Raw genomic sequence first — 16,477 nt, 5'->3', positions numbered from 1 at the left:
GTGCTGGCACGAATCGTGCCGCTATCTGGCACGATTCGTTTTCCGTGGCGCGATTCGTCCATTCGGGCCACCGCGGCCCCTCGGGCGCCGTCAGTCGCGGAAGACGGCCAGCTGCTCGTTGCCGACGATCGCGAGGGTCCGGACGAGGCGGGTATACCGTTCGACGAGCTCCTCGACCGCGGCACCCTGGCCGACCAGCGCGGCGATGCTCTCGGCGGGGAAGAGCGAGACGATCTCCATCGCGACCGCCCTGCCGTGCTCGAAGGAGAGGGCGCGCGCGTACTCCAGAGCGCGGGTCAGCTGCGGGCGGTCACCCTCGGAGGTGATCGCGGCGGGATCGGCGTCGGCGGCGTGTGCGAGGACGGCGACGAACACCCGGGCGATCTCGTCCACCCGCAGAGCCCGGACCAGCGTGAGCAGGCGCGAGGACACCCGCGACACCCCGCGCGCCAGCAGCTCGCCGCTGAGGGCGCGGACCTCGATCACGTCGCCGCCGACGAAGTCGCCGGAGACCCGCTTGATGCCGGACGCGAACAGGCTCGAGCCGGAGGCGATGCTGCGCTCGGCCTCGAGGTTGATCTCGACCCGGCCGCGCGAGGTCGCGACGCCGGAGATCCAGCGCTGCTCCACCGCGGGGTGCGCGTGGACGGCGCGGACGAGGGTGCCGGGGCCGGGGCCGTCGATGGCGCCGAGGATGACCTCGGGCGTGCGAGCGCCGGCGATGCGCGTCGAGACGCCGTTGTGCGCGGCGAGCTCGGCCGCCTTGAGCTTCGAGCGGATGCCGCCGCGGCCCGTCCCGCCCTTCTGCACCCCGATGCCGCGCAGCTCGGTGATCCCCAGCTCCTCGAGGTGCACGCCCTCGGCGATGCTGCCGGCGAAGACGCCGGGGACGTCGGTGAGCAGCAGCAGCAGATCCGCGCCGAGGAGCATCGCCAGGCCGCCGGCGACGCCGTCGTTGTCGGAGCCGGCGGAGTCGATGGTGTCGTTGCCGTTGACGATCGGCACGACGCCCGCGTCGAGCGCGTGCCGGATCGCCTCCGCGACGTGCGCCATCTGCCGCGGCGATGCGAGGTCGGACTCGCCGATCAGGATCTGCGCGACGAGCGAGCCGGAGAGCTCGGCCACCGAGCGGTAGAAGCCCATCAGGACGGTCTGGCCGACGGCGGCGGCGAGGCGCGGGCTGATCGGCGCGTCCTGCGAGCGGGCGAAGAGCGCGCGGCCGGAGGAGACGGCGCCGGAGGAGACGAGGACGACGTCCCAGCCGAGCGCGCGCGCGCCGAACGCGCTCTCGAGGGCGCTGGCGAGGAGCACGGGGTCCGGTCCGGACTGCTTGGTCACCGAGCTCGAGCCCATCTTGACCACGAGGGTCCGCCGCCGTGCCGGGAGGGAGGAGGGGTTCTCGGGGGCGGCTTCGGGCAGGGCGTCGGACATGGCTCCCATGGTAGGGGCGCACTCACGACGGGCCCGCCGCATTTCCCTAGTGCTGGTCGGTTTTCGGCGTATCCTTCTCGCGGGGCCGACGAGGGCTCCCCTTCGGAAGGACGCCCCCATGACATCGACGTCATCCCCCGCCGGTGAGCCGCTCGACGAGCAGGTCGACCGCCGCTACCTCGACCCGCTGCGCCCCCTGGCCGAGCGGGTCGAGATCCTGCTCGGTCAGATGACCCTCGAGGAGAAGGCCGGGCTCTTCTTCCAGACCATGGTCGTGATGGGCGAGGGCGGAGCGCTCGCCGAGGACGGTGCGTTCGGCCTGCCCTCGACCGCGACGATGGTGCTCGAGAAGCGGATGTCGCACTTCAACCTGCTCGGCGGCGGCACCGCCACCGCGCGCGAGCTCGCCGAGTGGCACAACCGGGTCCAGGAGCTGGCGTCGTCGAGCCGACTCGGGATCCCCGTGACCCTCTCCACCGATCCGCGCCACTCCTTCACCGACAACCCCGGCACGGGGGCGCAGGCGGAGGCGTTCTCGCAGTGGCCGGAGCCGCTCGGCCTCGCCGCGATCGGCGACGAGGACCTGGTCGAGCGCTTCGGCGACATCGCCCGCCGGGAGTACCTCGCCGTGGGCCTGCGGGTCGCGCTGCACCCGCAGATCGACCTGGCGACCGAGTCGCGCTGGGCGCGGCAGGTCGGCACGTTCGGCGAGGACGCCGAGCTCACCGGGCGGCTCGGCGCCGCGTACATCCGCGGCTTCCAGGGCGAGGCGCTCGGGGCGCAGTCGGTCGCGACGATGACCAAGCACTTCCCCGGCGGCGGACCGCAGAAGGACGGCGAGGACCCGCACTTCCCGTACGGGCGGGAGCAGGTCTACCCGGGCGGCAACGCCGAGTACCACCTGCAGCCCTTCGTGAAGGCCTTCGAGGCGGGCACGAGCCAGATCATGCCGTACTACGGGATGCCGGTCGGGACCGAGCACGAGGAGGTCGGCTTCGGCTTCAACCGCTCGGTGATCACGGGGCTGCTGCGCGAGCGGTTCGGCTTCGACGGCATCGTCTGCACCGACTGGGGGCTGCTCTCGGACTCCGACATCATGGGCGACCACCACGTGGCGCGCGCCTGGGGCGTCGAGCACCTGTCGGTGCCGGAGCGGATGGCGAAGGCCCTCGAGGCCGGTGTCGACCAGTTCGGCGGCGAGTCGATCCCCGAGGCGCTGGTCGCCCTGGTCCGGGACGGGACGGTCGCCGAGGAACGGCTCGATGTGTCCGCGCGGCGGCTGCTGCGGGAGAAGTTCGTGCTCGGGCTGTTCGACTCGCGCGCGGTCGATCCGGCCGCCGCCGAGGCGGTCGTCGGCTCGGCGGAGTTCCGCGCGGCGGGCGAGGCCGCCCAGCGCGCGGCGATCACGGTCCTCGCGCAGGACGGCGTCCTGCCGGCGCGGCAGGGGCTGCGGCTCTACGTCGAGGGGATCGATCCGGCGGTCGCCGCGGGGTACGGCACCGTCGTCGGGTCTCCGGAGGAGGCGGAGCTCGCGGTGATCCGGTTGCAGGCGCCCTTCGAGCAGCGCGCGACGGCGTTCGAGAACCACTTCCACGCCGGCTCGCTCGACTTCCCGGACGAGGTCGTGGAGCACGTCCAGGCCGTGGCGGCACAGGTGCCGACGGTCGTCGACGTGTTCCTGGACCGGCCGGCGATCCTCACTCCGCTGGTCGACTCCGCGGCGGCGCTGCTCGGTGACTTCGGCGCGTCGGGGGCCGCGGTGCTCGACGTGGTGTTCGGAGTGTCGGAGGCCCGTGGAACACTGCCGATGGACCTTCCGCGCTCGATGGCCGCCGCGGCGGCCCGCAGGCCGGACGTGCCGTTCGACACCGAGGATCCGCTGTTCCGCTTCGGTCACGGACTGCGCGTGACGGGGTCCGCGGAGGGGTAGCGCGGCGGGCCCCGGGCTCCTCCACAGGGGGCGATCCGGGGCCTTCTCCACCTGCTCCGGCACCCGGCGCGGCGGATGTCGGTGGCGATTGACATACTCGAACACATGTTCGAACATGGGTTGATGAGCCCCCCTTCACAGCACCCCTCGCCGGGGGTCGCCGACACCGCGGAACCGCTGCTGCGGCAGCTCGCGTCGGTGAAGGAGCTGCAGTCGCGGATCCGCGACATGCAGGCGACGACGCTCGAGTCGAAGAGCCTCGCGACTCTGCCGGCCTTCGCCTCGGTGCTGCCGGGCGGCTCGCTCAAGCAGGGCGCCGCCTACTCGGTCGAGGGCTCGATGAGCCTGGCCATGGGGCTGCTGGCCGGGCCGTCGTCCGAGGGCGCCTGGTGCGGCGTCGTCGGCGTCCCCGAGTTCGGCGCGGAGGCGGCGGCCGGCCTGGGGATCGACCTCGAGCGGCTCGTGCTCGTGCCCTCCCCCGCCGAGCACTGGCTCACCGTCACCGCGGCCCTGGTCGACGTCCTCACCGTCGTGCTGACCCGGCCTCCCGCCTCCGTCTCCTCGGCCGACGTCTCCCGGCTGGGCGCACGGCTGCGTCAGCGCGGGGCGGCGCTCGTCGTCCTCGGCGAGTGGCCCCAGGCCGAGGCGCGGCTCAGCATCCGCAGCAGCCGCTGGGAGGGGCTCGGCGCCGGCCACGGCTACCTGCGCACCCGCGAGGCGCTCGTCGACGTCGTCGGCCGCGCCGGGACGCGGGTGCGCACCGTGCGGATGAGCATGCCCGGCACCGGGCGCCCCTTCGGCGTGCTGGGCGGGCCCTCGCGTCTGCAGGAGCGCACCCTGCACGAGCGGGCGGTGTGAGATGACCCGTTCCGCAAGCGCTCTCGAGCTGCGCCGCACGATCCTGGTCTGGTGCCCCGACTGGCCCCTGCTCGCCGCCGCAGCGGACGCCGGGCTCGATGCGGAGACCCCGCTCGCGCTCACCGAGAAGAGCCTCGTCTTCGCCTGCTCCCCCGGGGCGCGGGCCGAGGGTGTGCGCCGCGGCATGCGGATCCGCGAGGCCCAGTCGCGCTGCACCGGGCTGGCCGTGCTCCCCTACGACCCCGTGCTCGACCACCGCGCCTTCGAGCCGCTCGTCCAGGCGCTGGAGGAGATCACCCCGGGCGTGCAGCTGATCCGGCCCGGGCTCTGCGCGATCCGCGCCCGCGGGCCGCGCCGCTACTACGGCACCGAGCAGTCGGCGGCCGAGGCCGTGCTCCAGCGGCTCGCCGAGCTGGGCGTGCCGCTCGCGCGCGCCGGAATAGCCGACGGCCTCTTCGCCTCCGAGCTCGCGGCCAAGCACTCCGGCACCGCGGTGGCGATCGTGCCGGCCGGCGAGAGCGCGGCGTTCCTCGCGCCACTGCCGCTCGACGCCCTCGAGACCGAGGCCGTCGGCGCCCGCACCCGCACGACCGGCAAGGGCGAGGACCTCATCGCCCTGCTGCGCCGGCTGGGTGTCCGGACCCTCGGCGCCTTCGCGCAGCTGCCGCGCGACGACGTCTCCGCGCGCTTCGGCCCCGAGGGGGCGCGCGCGCACGTGCTGGCCTCGGGCGCCGAGACCGAGACGGTCGTCCCGCGGCTCCCGCCCGAGCGGCTCGACCGCGTGCTCGAGTTCGAGCCGCCGCTGGACCGGATCGACCAGGCGGCCTTCGCCTTCCGCGTCCCGGCGGAGGAGTTCGTCGCCGGGCTCACCCGGGCGCAGCTGGTGGCGACCGCGATCAGGATCGAGGTCGTCAGCGACCGCGGCGAGGTGTCCTCCCGCAGCTGGCTGCACCCGCGCTGGTTCACCCCGGGCGACGTCGTCGACCGCGTCCGCTGGCAGCTCCAGGGCAACGGCGCGATCGACACGGGGCTCGGCTCCCCGATCGCCCGGCTGTCGGTCGAGCCCGAGGCGGTCGACGCGATCGGGAACCACGAGCAGGGACTCTGGGGCACGGCTCCGGAGGAGCGGGTGCACCACGGTCTCAGCCGCGTGCAGAGCATGCTCGGCCACGAGGCCGTCGTCACGGCGTCGGTGGGCGGGGGCCGGTCGCTCCGCGACCGCCAGCACCTGATCCCCTGGGGGGACAGGGAGCCGGGCGACGCCCGGCCGCGCGGGCTGCCGTGGCCGGGGGCGCTGCCGCCGCCCCTGCCGCCCACGGTCTTCGCGGAGCCGACGGCCGTCCTGGTGCGCGGTCCCCGCGGGGAGACGGTCTCGGTCGACGACCGCGGCTCCCTCACCTCCGTCCCCGCCTACTTCGCGCCCGGCTCCTCACAGGCCCGCCTGCAGCCGGTGACGGGGTGGGCCGGTCCTTGGCCGATCGACGAGCGCTGGTGGGACGCGCGAACAGCAGTCCGCTACGACCGCTTCCAGGTCGTCGACTCCGACGGCGTCGCCTGGCTGCTGCTCTGCCTCGACGGCGAGTGGGCGGCCGAGGCCCGCTACGACTGACTCCCCCGGCTGCTGACGGCCGCGATCCGATCCTCCCGAGCACGACGACCGAAGGAGCCCCCGATGGGCTGGAACAACCCCCCGATCCCCTGGTCGGAGTTCGAGCGCCGCCTCTCCAGCACGACCAGGAGCGACGGCACGACCGTCCGCGGCGACGGCGGCGACAGCCCCGCCTGGTCGCACAAGCGCCCCGCCTATACGCCCGGCGCCGACGTCCGGCCGCCGGACGAGAAGGTGCCCTATGCCGAGCTGCACGCGCACTCGCACTTCAGCTTCCTCGACGGCGCCAGCAAGCCGGAGGAGCTGATCGAGGAGGCCGTCCGGCTCGGCATCGACACCCTCGCCCTCACCGACCACGACGGGCTCTACGGGATCGTCCGGATGGCGGAGGCCGCGCAGGACCACGGGGTCCGCACCGCCTTCGGCGCCGAGCTCTCGCTGGGGCTCCGCGCCCCGCAGAACGGCGTCGCCGATCCCGAGGGCACGCACCTGCTCGTCCTCGCCCGCCGCGAGGAGGGCTACCACCGGCTCGCCCGCGCGATCACCACCGCCCAGCTCGCCGGCGCCGAGAAGGGCAAGCCGAGCTACGACCTCGACGAGCTCGCCCGGGCCGCCGACGGCCACTGGATCGTGCTGACCGGCTGCCGGAAGGGCGCCGTCCGTCAGGCACTGGTCGCGAGCGGCGAGGCGGCGGCCGAGGAGGAGGTGCGCGAGCTCGTAGCCCTCTTCGGCGCCCGCAACGTCCTCGTCGAGCTCTTCGACCACGGCGACCCGCTCGCCTCCCTGCACAACGACCAGCTCGCCGGCATCGCCGAGCGGCTGCAGCTGCGGCTCGTCGCCACCGGCAACGTGCACTACGCCCGGCCCGAGGACCGCCCCCTGCAGACGGCGCTGGCCGCGGTCCGCGCCCGGAGGAGCCTCGACGAGATGGACGGCTGGCTGCCCGCCTCCGGCGGTGCGCACCTGCGCTCGGGTGCCGAGATGGCCGAGCGCTTCTCCCGCTACCCCGGTTCCGTCGAGAACACCGTGCTGATCGCCGACGAGATCGCCTTCGAGCTCGGGCGGGTCCGCCCCCGGCTGCCCCGTCAGGACGTGCCAGAGGGGCACACCCCGATGAGCTGGCTGCGCCACCTGGTGCAGCTCGCGGTGCCGTCGAAGTACCCGGGCGCCGACTCCGACGTGCACGAGCGCCTCGAGAAGGAGCTCGCCGTGATCGAGGCCAAGGACTTCCCCGGCTACTTCCTCATCGTCCACGACATCGTGCACTTCGCCAAGGGCAGGGGGATCCTCTGCCAGGGCCGCGGCTCGGCCGCCAACTCGGCGGTCTGCTACGTCCTGGGGATCACCGCGGTGGACTCGATCTTCTACGGGCTGCCCTTCGAGCGCTTCCTCTCCAGCATCCGCGACGAGGAGCCCGACATCGACGTCGACTTCGACTCCGAGCGGCGCGAGGAGGTCATCCAGCACGTCTACGAGAAGTACGGGCGGCTGAACGCGGCGCAGGTGGCCAACGTCATCACCTACCGCCCCAAGTTCGCCGTCCGGGACATGGCGAAGGCGCTGGGCTACAGCGCCGGGCAGCAGGACGGCTGGTCGAAGCAGATCGAGCACTGGGGCTCGATCACCGAGAGCCCCGAGCACGACATCCCGGACGACGTCGTCGCGCTGACAAAGAAGGTGCTCGGCACGCCCCGGCACCTGGGCATCCACTCCGGCGGCATGGTGCTCACCGACCGGCCGGTCGGCGAGGTCTGCCCGATCGAGCCCGCCCGGATGGAGAAGCGCACCGTCCTGCAGTGGGACAAGGACGACTGCGCCTGGATGGGCCTGGTCAAGTTCGACCTGCTCGGGCTGGGGATGCTCGCCGCCCTGCAGTACACCTTCGACCTCGTGGCCGAGCACGTCGGCGAGAAGTGGGACCTCTCGACGATCCCGCGCGAGGAGAAGGGCGTCTACGACCAGCTCTGCCGGGCCGACTCCATCGGGGTGTTCCAGGTCGAGAGCCGCGCGCAGATGGGCACCCTCCCCCGGCTCCAGCCGCGGCGCTTCTACGACCTCGTGATCGAGGTGGCGCTGATCCGCCCCGGTCCGATCCAGGGCGGCGCGGTGCACCCCTACATCCGGCGGAAGCTCGGCGAGGAGCCGATCACCTACCAGCACCCCCTGCTGGTCACGCCGCTCAAGCGCACCCTCGGCGTTCCGCTGTTCCAGGAGCAGCTGATGCAGGTCGCGGTGGCGGTCGGCGACTGCAACGCGGAGGACGCGGATCTGCTGCGCCGCGCGATGGGCTCCAAGCGCGGCACCGAGAAGATCGAGTCGCTCCGGGAGCGGCTCTACGAGGGCATGGCTCGCAACGGGATCACCGACGAGGTCGCCGACGACATCTACCGACGGATCCAGGCCTTCGCCAACTTCGGCTTCGCCGAGAGCCACGCGATCAGCTTCGCGCTGCTGGTCTACGCCAGTGCCTGGCTGCGCCTGCACTACCCCGCCGCCTTCACCGCGGCCCTGCTCCGGGCTCAGCCGATGGGCTTCTACGCCCCGCACACCCTGGTCGCCGACGCCCGCCGGCACGGTGTCCGCGTCGAGTCCCCCGACGTCAACCGCTCCCTGTCGCACCCCGGGCTCGAGGCGCTCGACGGGCCGCCGGCCCCGCGGCGGGGCGGGGCGCCGCACGGGCAGGACTCCTGCCTCTCCGCCGAGCAGGCGCCGACGGGCCTCTTCGACCGGTCGCAGCACTTCGACACCGACGACCACCGCCGCGACGCCGGCTTCGTCATCCGCCTGGGCCTCGCCGGGGTGAAGGGCATCGGCACCGCGCTGGCCGAGCACATCGTCGCCGAGCGGGAGCGCGGCGGGCCCTACGCGAGCATGGCCGACCTCTCGCGCCGGGTCGGGCTGAACGCGACCCAGCTCGAGGCGCTCGGCGCCGCGGGATCCTTCGACTCGCTCGGGCTCCAGCGCCGCCAGGCGCTCTGGGAGGCGGGCTCCGCCGCCGCCGACCGCCAGGAGTTCCTGCCCGACTCGATCGTCGCCGTCCAGCCGCCGCTGCTGCCGATGCTCTCGGCGCAGGAGCGGGTCGTCTTCGACTTCTGGGCCACCGGCATCTCGCCCGACGACCATCCGCTCCGGCATTTGAGGGAGAGCCTCACCCGCCGGGGAGCGCGGTCCACGGCCGACCTGCCCGGCACGCCCTCGGGCACCCGGATCGAGGTCGGCGGTGTCGTGATCCACCGTCAACGTCCCTCCACAGCCGCCGGAGTGACCTTCATGAACCTCGAGGACGAGCACGGGATCCTCAACGTCATCTGCTCCGTCGGAGTATGGAACCGCTACCGGCGCACCGCGCGCGAGGCTCCCGCACTCCTCATCCGCGGGATCCTCGAGCGCTCCGACGAGGGGGTGACCAACCTCCTCGCCGACCGCTTCGAGGCGCTGTCGGTCACCGCCCGGACCACCGCCCGCAACTTCCGATGACCGCCCGTCGGACCACGACCGCCCCAGCACCGCGAGCGCTTCCGCGCCCGCATCACCCGCGAGAAAGCGACACCATGACGAACACGGACCACGCCCTCCACCCCTCGGCGCTCGATGTGCCGCTGCGCGACGACCGGGACCTGCGCGAGCGCGTCTCGTCCCTCATCGGGCCCGCCTACCGGCGTGCACTCTGGCCGATCCTGCTCGACCGGGCCGGCTACCAGCTGCCCATCCTCTACCCCGTGGACGGACTCCCCGTGCACCCCGACGAGGAGAAGACCGAGCGCATCGTCGCGACCCTCGCGAAAGCGGTCGCGCATCACGACGTGGGCTCGCTCGCCTTCGCGCTCGAGCGCCCGGGCCGGGCGTTCCTCGGCGAGACCGACCGGGTGCTCGCCCGCCAGCTGAGCGCCGCCTGCCACCGGCGGGCCATGCCGCTGCGTGCCCTGCTGCTCGTGCACGACGACGGCGTGCGGATCATCGCCGACGCCGAGCACTCCGTGCCGGCCCGCTGACAGGTCTCCGGCGGGCGGAGGCGTTCACGGGCTCGGGCGCGATGGGTGAGAGGAACGACACGCGCGCCGGCCCGAGTCGGCTCGGACCGGCGCGGCGGACCCCTACTCGGCGTCGCTGAGCGTGATCAGCAGCGAGGACGCGGCGAGGTCGACCTCGGTGTCGCCGGGCTGGACCGCGTACTCGCCCACGGCGAGGAGCGACTCCGCCACCTCGGGCAGCGGGACCCGCGCCGACGACTCGCCGACGTTGATCGCGATCGTCACCCGGCCGCGGCCGAGGGTGAGCCAGCGCTCGTCCTCGTCGAGCTCGACGCGCACCGAGCCGAAGCGCGGGTCGGTCAGCTCGGGGAAGCGGCGGCGCAGCGCCGCCAGCTCGCGGTAGACGGCGAGGATGCGCGCACCGCGCCCCTCCTCCGCCTCGGACCAGTCGAGCTTGGAGCGCTCGAAGGTCTCGGGGTCCTGCGGGTCGGGCACGACCTCCGGGTCCCAGCCCATCTTCGCGAACTCCTCGATGCGGCCCTTCGCCGTCGCCTCGCCCAGATCCTTCTCCGGGTGCGAGGTGAAGAACTGCCACGGGGTGGACGCCGCCCACTCCTCGCCCATGAAGAGCATCGGGGTGAACGGGCCGAGCAGCGTCAGCGCGGCGGCGATCGCCAGCCGGCCCTCGTCGAGGGTCGCGGTCAGCCGGTCGCCGATCGCCCGGTTGCCGATCTGATCGTGGTTCTGGCTGCAGACCACGAGGCGCCAGGTCGGCATCCGCTCGGTGTCGATCGGGCGGCCGTGATGCCGGCCGCGGAACGTGGAGAGGGTGCCGTCGTGGAAGAAGCCGCGGGTGAGGACCTTGCCGAGCGCGCCGAGCGGCGCGAAGTCCTCGTAGTAGCCGGTCGTCTCGCCGGTGAGGGCGACGTGCACGGCGTGGTGGAAGTCGTCGCTCCACTGCGCGTCGAGCCCGTAGCCGCCCGCCTCGCGCGGGGTGATCAGCTTCGGGTCGTTGAGGTCCGACTCCGCGATCAGGGTCAGCGGGCGCCCGACGTCGGCCGAGAGCACCGCGACCTCGGCGGCCATCTCCTCCAGCACGTGCACGGCGCGCTCGTCCGAGAGGGCGTGCACCGCGTCGAGGCGCAGGGCGTCGACGTGGTAGTCGCGCAGCCACATCAGCGCGTTGTCGAGGATGTAGCCGCGGACGACGTCCGAGCCCTCCCCGTCGAGGTTGATCGAGCTGCCCCAGGTGTTGGCCTTCTCGTTCTTCAGGTACGGGCCGAACTCGGGCAGGTAGTTGCCGCTCGGGCCGAGGTGGTTGTAGACCACGTCCTGCACGATGCCCAGTCCCGCGCGGTGCGCCGCGTCGACGAAGCGCTGGTAGGCCTCCGGTCCGCCGTACGCCTCCGAGACGGCGTACCAGAGGACGCCGTCGTAGCCCCAGTTGTGCGTGCCGTTCACCGCGTTGACCGGGAGGATCTCGATGAAGTCGACGCCGATCGAGCGCAGGTGCTCCAGCCGGCCGGCGGCCGAGTCGAGCGTGCCCTCGGGGGTGAAGGTGCCGATGTGCAGCTCGTAGATCACGGCCCCCGCCAGCTGGCGGCCCGTCCAGGCCTGGTCTGCCCACTCGAACGCGCTCGGGTCGTAGCTGCGGGAGAGCTCGTGGACTCCCCCGGGCTGGCGGCGCGAGCGCGGGTCCGGGAACGGCCCCTTGCCGTCCACCAGGTAGCCGTAGTCGATCTCGCCGGTCGCAGCGACCGACCCGGAGACCCGCCACCAGCCCTCGTCGCCGAAGCGGGCCATCGCGACCGTCCCGCCCGCACCCAGGGCGAGCTCGACGGAGGACGCGTCGGGCGCCCACACGTCGAAGCGCTCGGGTCCGGAGGCGGGCAGGGCGTAGCGGTAGGGCGTCGTGCTGATCACGGGGTTCTCCAGGGTCGTTCGAACGGGGTCGGCAGGAAGGGACTCGCCGGGTCAGGCGACCGGCGCGAGCAGGGCGACCGGGTAGCCGCCGCCGAGGATCTCCGACACGGCGGTCGGCCCGCCGGCGAAGGTGCGCCCGGTGAGGACGTCCACGACCGGGTGCCCGGGCAGGACGATCAGGGTCTCGCCCCAGCCGCCCTCGGCCGCGAGCCGCGCGGGCAAGCGGGTGGCGACCGTCAGCGCACCGCCGCGGTCGAAGGCGATCGCGTGCTCGGCGGCCGGCCCGATGGCGGGGACGGCGGCGTAGCGCGTGAACAGCTCCGGCCGGTCGCGGCGCAGGCGCAGGGCCCGCGAGGTGACGAGCAGCTTGGCCGCGCCCTCCGCGTCGATCTCCGGCAGCCAGCCGCCGTCGATCCGCTCGAGCAGCGCCCGGCGCTCGGCGAAGTCGACCGGGCGGCGGTTGTCGGGGTCGACGAGCGACGTCTCCCACAGCTCGCTGCCCTGGTAGACATCCGGGATGCCCGGCGCCGTCAGCTGGACGAGCTTGGCCGAGAGGCTGTTCGACCAGCCGTCGGCCGAGACGCGCGCCACGGTGTCCTCGATCAGGCGGCGCACGGCCGCGTCGTCGAAGGCGGCGTCGACCGCCGCGTGCATCCGCTTCTCGAACGCCTCGTCCGGAGCGGTCCACATCGTCGAGCTGCCGGCCTCGCGCGACGCCTTCTCGGCGTAGGCGTGCAGGCGCTCGCGGGACGCGGGCCAGGTGCCGACGATCGCCTCCCAGAGAAGGTGCTCGACCGGTCCGTCGCCGAAGCCGGCGTGCTCGTGCAGCGAGCGGAGCGTCTCGGCCCAGGCCTCGGCGTCCTCCGCGAGGGCGGTGATGCGGGCGCGGGTGTCCTCGCCGCGCTTGGTGTCGTGCGTCGACAGCGTGGTGAGCGAGGCCGGGAAGGACGCCTGGCGGACGCCCTGGCGGCGGTGGAACTCCTCCAGGTCGATCGCGAACTCGTCCGGGTCGGCGCCGACCTCGTTGAGCGAGGTGAGGCGGCTGTAGCGGTAGAACGCCGTGTCCTCGACGCCCTTCGCCATCACCATGCCGGAGGTCTGCTGGAAGCGGACCGACACGGGGGTGCCGGTCTCCTCGAGCAGCGCGGCGACCTCGTCGATCGTCGCGGCGATCTCGGGGCGGCGGTGCCGCGCGTCGAGCCGCGCGTGCTCGAGGTGCTCGGCGCCGTAGGGCAGGTAGCTGCGGTAGACCGGGAAGGTCGCGAGCAGCTCGGCGATCGCGTCGTCCGCGCCGTCGACCTGCGGGATCAGGCGGGCCAGGCGGAGCACCTCGGAGCGGAGGATGCCGTCGGCGATGCCGCGCTTGGTGTCGTGGATCAGGTCGGCCCAGTCCACCGGCTCGCCGCCGTCGCCCAGCTCCGCGTCCAGGCCCTCGAGCACCGGACGGGCGTCGGGGTCGACGAGGATGCGGTCGATGTCGGCGAGCGCGTCGTAGCCGGTGGTGCCCACGGTCGCCCAGTGCGCGGGCAGCTGCTCGTCGCCCTCGAGGATCTTCTCGACCCAGACGGGCGCGCCGTCGATGGCGCGGGCGAGGTCGTCCAGGTAGCCGCCCGGGTCGGCCAGGCCGTCCGGGTGATCCACGCGCAGGCCGTCGGCGAGGCCCTCGGTGAACCAGCGGACGATCTCGCGGTGCGAGGCCTCGAAGACCTCGGGTCGCTCGACCGTGATCGCGGCGAGGGTGTTCACCGCGAAGAAGCGGCGGTAGTTCAGCTCGGCGTCGGCACGGCGCCAGTTGACCAGCTCGTAGCTCTGGCGGGCGTGCACGGTGCGGCCGGAGTCGCCGGGCTCGGCGGTGCCGGGCGCGATCGGCAGACGGTTCTCGTAGTAGTGCAGCTCGTCGCCGACGACCTCGAGCGCATCGAGCTCGCTGTCACTGTCGCCCTCCGAGGCCCCGTCGCCGAGGATCGGCACGCGCAGCTTGCCGGCGCCCGCCGCCCAGTCGATGTCGAAGGCCTCGGCGTAGCGGGAGTCGCGGCCGTGCTTCAGCAGGTCCCACCACCAGGCGTTCTCCACCGGCGTCGCGACGCCCATGTGGTTCGGCACGATGTCGATGAGGACGCCGAGGCCCTCCTTCCTCGCCGCCGCGGAGGCGTGGGCGAGGCCCTCGCCGCCGCCGCGGGCCGGGTCGACCTGCGAGTGGTCGACGACGTCGTAGCCGTGGTCCGAGCCGGGCTCGGCGGTCAGCAGCGGCGAGAAGTACAGCCAGTCGGCGCCGAGGGAGCGCACGTAATCGGCCACCGTCGCGGCCTCGTCGAGATCGAAGCCGGAGCGGATCTGGAGTCGGTAGGTGGAGGCGGGCAGTCGCAACGTCAGGCTCCTGTCGAGGGTGCGGTCGCGGAGTCGGTCGACTCCTCGTGAGGGCTGGTGTGGCCCGTGGTGGTGATGGTCGGGATGGCCGAGGTGGCGGCGAGCGAGGCCAGCGAGGCCGCGACCGAGTGGTCGACCTCGGGCTCGGGGGCGCTGTGCTCCTGGAGGATCACGAGCGACTTCGCCTGCACGGTGAGGAGCGCGCCGGCGGGACGCGGGACCGAGTCGGCCTCGGCACCGGCGGTGTCGACCAGGACGGCCCACTCCACTGCGTACTCGTCGCTCGGGATGGTGAACTCCACGTCCACGTCGTCGGCGTTGAAGTAGAGCAGGAAGCTGTCGTCGACGACCGGCTGGCCGCGCTCATCGCGCTCGCGGATGCCGTTGCCGTTGAGGTAGATGCCGACCGAGCGGTCCAGGCCCGAGTCCCAGTCCGACGGCGTCATCTCGGTGCCGTCCGCCTTGAACCAGACGATGTCCGGCAGCGGCTCGCCGGTGCCGCGGAGGACCGGGCGCCCGTCGAAGAAGCGGCCGCGGCGGAACGTCGGGTGCTCGGCGCGGAGCCGGATCAGCGCCGCGGTGAACTCCACCAGCGGCCGGTCCGCCTTCTCCCAGTCGATCCAGGTCAGCTCGCTGTCCTGGGCGTAGGTGTTGTTGTTGCCGTTCTGGGTGCGGCCGAGCTCGTCGCCGTGCAGGATCATCGGCACGCCCTGCGAGATCAGCATCGTCGCGAGGAAGTTGCGCTGCTGGCGGGCGCGCAGGCCGAGGACCTTCGGGTCGTCGGTGGGGCCCTCGGCGCCGTGGTTCCAGGAGCGGTTGTGCGACTCGCCGTCGTTGCCGTCCTCGCCGTTGGCGTCGTTGTGCTTCTCGTTGTAGGAGACGAGGTCGCGCAGGGTGAAGCCGTCGTGCGCGGTGACGAAGTTGATCGAGGCGACCGGGTAGCGGCCGGAGCGCGCGTAGAGGTCGGCCGAGCCGGTGAGCCGCGAGGCGAACTCGCCCAGGGTCGAGGGCTCGCCGCGCCAGAAGTCGCGGACGGTGTCGCGGTACTTCCCGTTCCACTCCGTCCACTGCGGCGGGAAGTTGCCGACCTGGTAGCCGCCGGGGCCGACGTCCCACGGCTCGGCGATCAGCTTGACCTGCGAGACCACCGGGTCCTGCTGGACGAGCTCGAAGAAGGTGGAGAGCCGGTCGACGTCGTAGAACTCGCGGGCCAGCGCCGAGGCGAGGTCGAAGCGGAAGCCGTCGACGCGCATCTCGGTCACCCAGTAGCGCAGCGAGTCCATGATCAGCTGCAGCGAGTGCGGGTGGCGCACGTTGAGGGTGTTCCCGGTGCCGGTGTAGTCCATGTAGTAGCGCTTGTCGTCGTCGACCAGGCGGTAGTACGCCTCGTTGTCGATGCCGCGGAACGACAGCGTCGGGCCGAGGTGGTTGCCCTCCGCGGTGTGGTTGTAGACCACGTCGAGGATGACCTCGATGCCGGCCGCGTGCAGGGCCTTCACCATGCTCTTGAACTCCTGGACCTGCTGGCCCAGGTCGCCGGTGGCGGTGTAGGTGTTCTGCGGCGCGAAGAAGCCGATCGTGTTGTAGCCCCAGTAGTTCGAGAGGCCCTTCTCGATCAGCGTCGAGTCGTTGACGAACTGGTGCACCGGCATCAGCTCGAGGGCGGTGATGCCGAGGTGCTTGAGGTGCGCGATCACGGCGGGGTGGGCGACGCCGGCGTAGGTGCCGCGCAGCTCCTCCGGCACGTCGGGGTGGCTCTTGGTGAGCCCCTTCACGTGCGCCTCGTAGATCACGGTGCTGTCGTACGAGGTGCGCGGACGGCGGTCGCCGGCCCAGTCGAAGAACGGGTTGATGACGACGCCCATCATCATGTGCGGCGCCGAGTCCTCGTCGTTGGTCGAGTCCGGGTCGCCGAAGGTGTACGAGAAGAGCGACTGGTCCCAGTCGATCTCGCCCGAGACGGCCTTCGCGTACGGGTCCAGCAGCAGCTTGTTCGGGTTGCAGCGGTGTCCGCCGGCCGGGTCGTACGCGCCGTGGACGCGGTAGCCGTAGCGCTGGCCGGGCTGGACCTGCGGGAGGTAGCAGTGCCAGACGTAGGCGTCCGACTCGAGCACCTCGACGCGCGTCTCGGTGCCGTCCTCCTCGAAGAGGCACAGCTCGACGCGCTCGGCGGCCTCGCTGAAGAGAGCGAAGTTCGTGCCGCTTCCATCGAAGGTGGCGCCCAAGGGGTAGGCGGTTCCGGGCCAGGTCTCCACGAGACTCCTCTGAGTTCTGGTCTCGGGCGATCCGGGGGAGGCCGACGGGCGGTCTGCGGATGCCCGACGTCGGGGGTGATGGTCCGTCACCTTCGCGACGGACCGACTGCCCAGCTTAGCGAGAGGCTCCTCC

At 72.8% G+C, this 16,477-nt stretch carries 9 protein-coding genes; 5 read left to right on the top strand and 4 right to left on the bottom strand.

Features of this window, described 5'->3' with window-relative positions:
• Positions 1-90: 90 nt before the first annotated feature.
• Positions 91-1,431, bottom strand: coding sequence for a glutamate 5-kinase (gene proB / locus MT350_RS16180; RefSeq protein ID WP_243600005.1), 1,341 nt, complete (start codon positions 1,429-1,431; stop codon positions 91-93).
• 118 nt (positions 1,432-1,549) lie between these two features.
• Here proB and MT350_RS16175 point away from each other — a divergent pair, with 118 nt between their 5' ends.
• From MT350_RS16175 to MT350_RS16155, 5 genes are all read left to right on the top strand, one after another.
• Complete coding sequence (locus tag MT350_RS16175) at positions 1,550-3,361, top strand: glycoside hydrolase family 3 protein (RefSeq protein WP_243600004.1); 1,812 nt, start codon at positions 1,550-1,552, stop codon at positions 3,359-3,361.
• Between the two features lie 123 nt (positions 3,362-3,484).
• Positions 3,485-4,219, top strand: coding sequence for a hypothetical protein (locus MT350_RS16170; RefSeq protein ID WP_123446314.1), 735 nt, complete (start codon positions 3,485-3,487; stop codon positions 4,217-4,219).
• Position 4,220: 1 nt separating this feature from the next.
• Positions 4,221-5,828, top strand: a complete 1,608-nt coding sequence (locus MT350_RS16165; RefSeq protein WP_243616266.1) for a DNA polymerase Y family protein — start codon at positions 4,221-4,223, stop codon at positions 5,826-5,828.
• 63 nt (positions 5,829-5,891) lie between these two features.
• Complete coding sequence (locus tag MT350_RS16160; RefSeq protein WP_243600002.1) at positions 5,892-9,305, top strand: error-prone DNA polymerase; 3,414 nt, start codon at positions 5,892-5,894, stop codon at positions 9,303-9,305.
• A 74-nt stretch (positions 9,306-9,379) separates the two neighbouring features.
• Positions 9,380-9,820 (top strand): hypothetical protein, encoded by a 441-nt coding sequence (locus MT350_RS16155; RefSeq protein ID WP_123704248.1) that lies wholly within the window; start codon positions 9,380-9,382, stop codon positions 9,818-9,820.
• Between the two features lie 102 nt (positions 9,821-9,922).
• Here the strand turns inward: MT350_RS16155 and treZ are convergent, their stop codons facing one another.
• From treZ to glgX, 3 genes are read right to left on the bottom strand one after another with little or no spacing between them, the layout of a single operon-like run.
• Positions 9,923-11,722, bottom strand: a complete 1,800-nt coding sequence (gene treZ, locus MT350_RS16150; protein ID WP_243600001.1) for a malto-oligosyltrehalose trehalohydrolase — start codon at positions 11,720-11,722, stop codon at positions 9,923-9,925.
• A gap of 51 nt (positions 11,723-11,773) precedes the next feature.
• Entirely contained in the window at positions 11,774-14,089 is a 2,316-nt protein-coding gene (treY, locus tag MT350_RS16145) for a malto-oligosyltrehalose synthase (protein WP_243600000.1), read from the bottom strand.
• 2 nt (positions 14,090-14,091) lie between these two features.
• Positions 14,092-16,344, bottom strand: coding sequence for a glycogen debranching protein GlgX (gene glgX / locus MT350_RS16140; protein WP_243599999.1), 2,253 nt, complete (start codon positions 16,342-16,344; stop codon positions 14,092-14,094).
• Positions 16,345-16,477: the final 133 nt, after the last annotated feature.

It is taken from the genome of Rathayibacter sp. VKM Ac-2928 (genome assembly GCF_022815545.1).
GTDB classification, from domain to species: Bacteria; Actinomycetota; Actinomycetes; order Actinomycetales; family Microbacteriaceae; genus Rathayibacter; species Rathayibacter festucae.
Note: the sequence above shows the minus strand (reverse complement) of the source record. Positions and strands in the feature narration are given on the sequence as shown.

Bases quoted from the DNA above. Each gene is read 5' to 3' on its own strand.
- MT350_RS16175 (WP_243600004.1), top strand. From the start codon at position 1,550: ATGACATCGACGTCATCCCCCGCCGGTGAGCCGCTCGACGAGCAGGTC.
- MT350_RS16155 (WP_123704248.1), top strand. From the start codon at position 9,380: ATGACGAACACGGACCACGCCCTCCACCCCTCGGCGCTCGATGTGCCG.
- proB (WP_243600005.1), bottom strand. From the start codon at position 1,431: ATGTCCGACGCCCTGCCCGAAGCCGCCCCCGAGAACCCCTCCTCCCTC.
- MT350_RS16165 (WP_243616266.1), top strand. From the start codon at position 4,221: ATGACCCGTTCCGCAAGCGCTCTCGAGCTGCGCCGCACGATCCTGGTC.
- MT350_RS16170 (WP_123446314.1), top strand. From the start codon at position 3,485: ATGAGCCCCCCTTCACAGCACCCCTCGCCGGGGGTCGCCGACACCGCG.
- MT350_RS16160 (WP_243600002.1), top strand. From the start codon at position 5,892: ATGGGCTGGAACAACCCCCCGATCCCCTGGTCGGAGTTCGAGCGCCGC.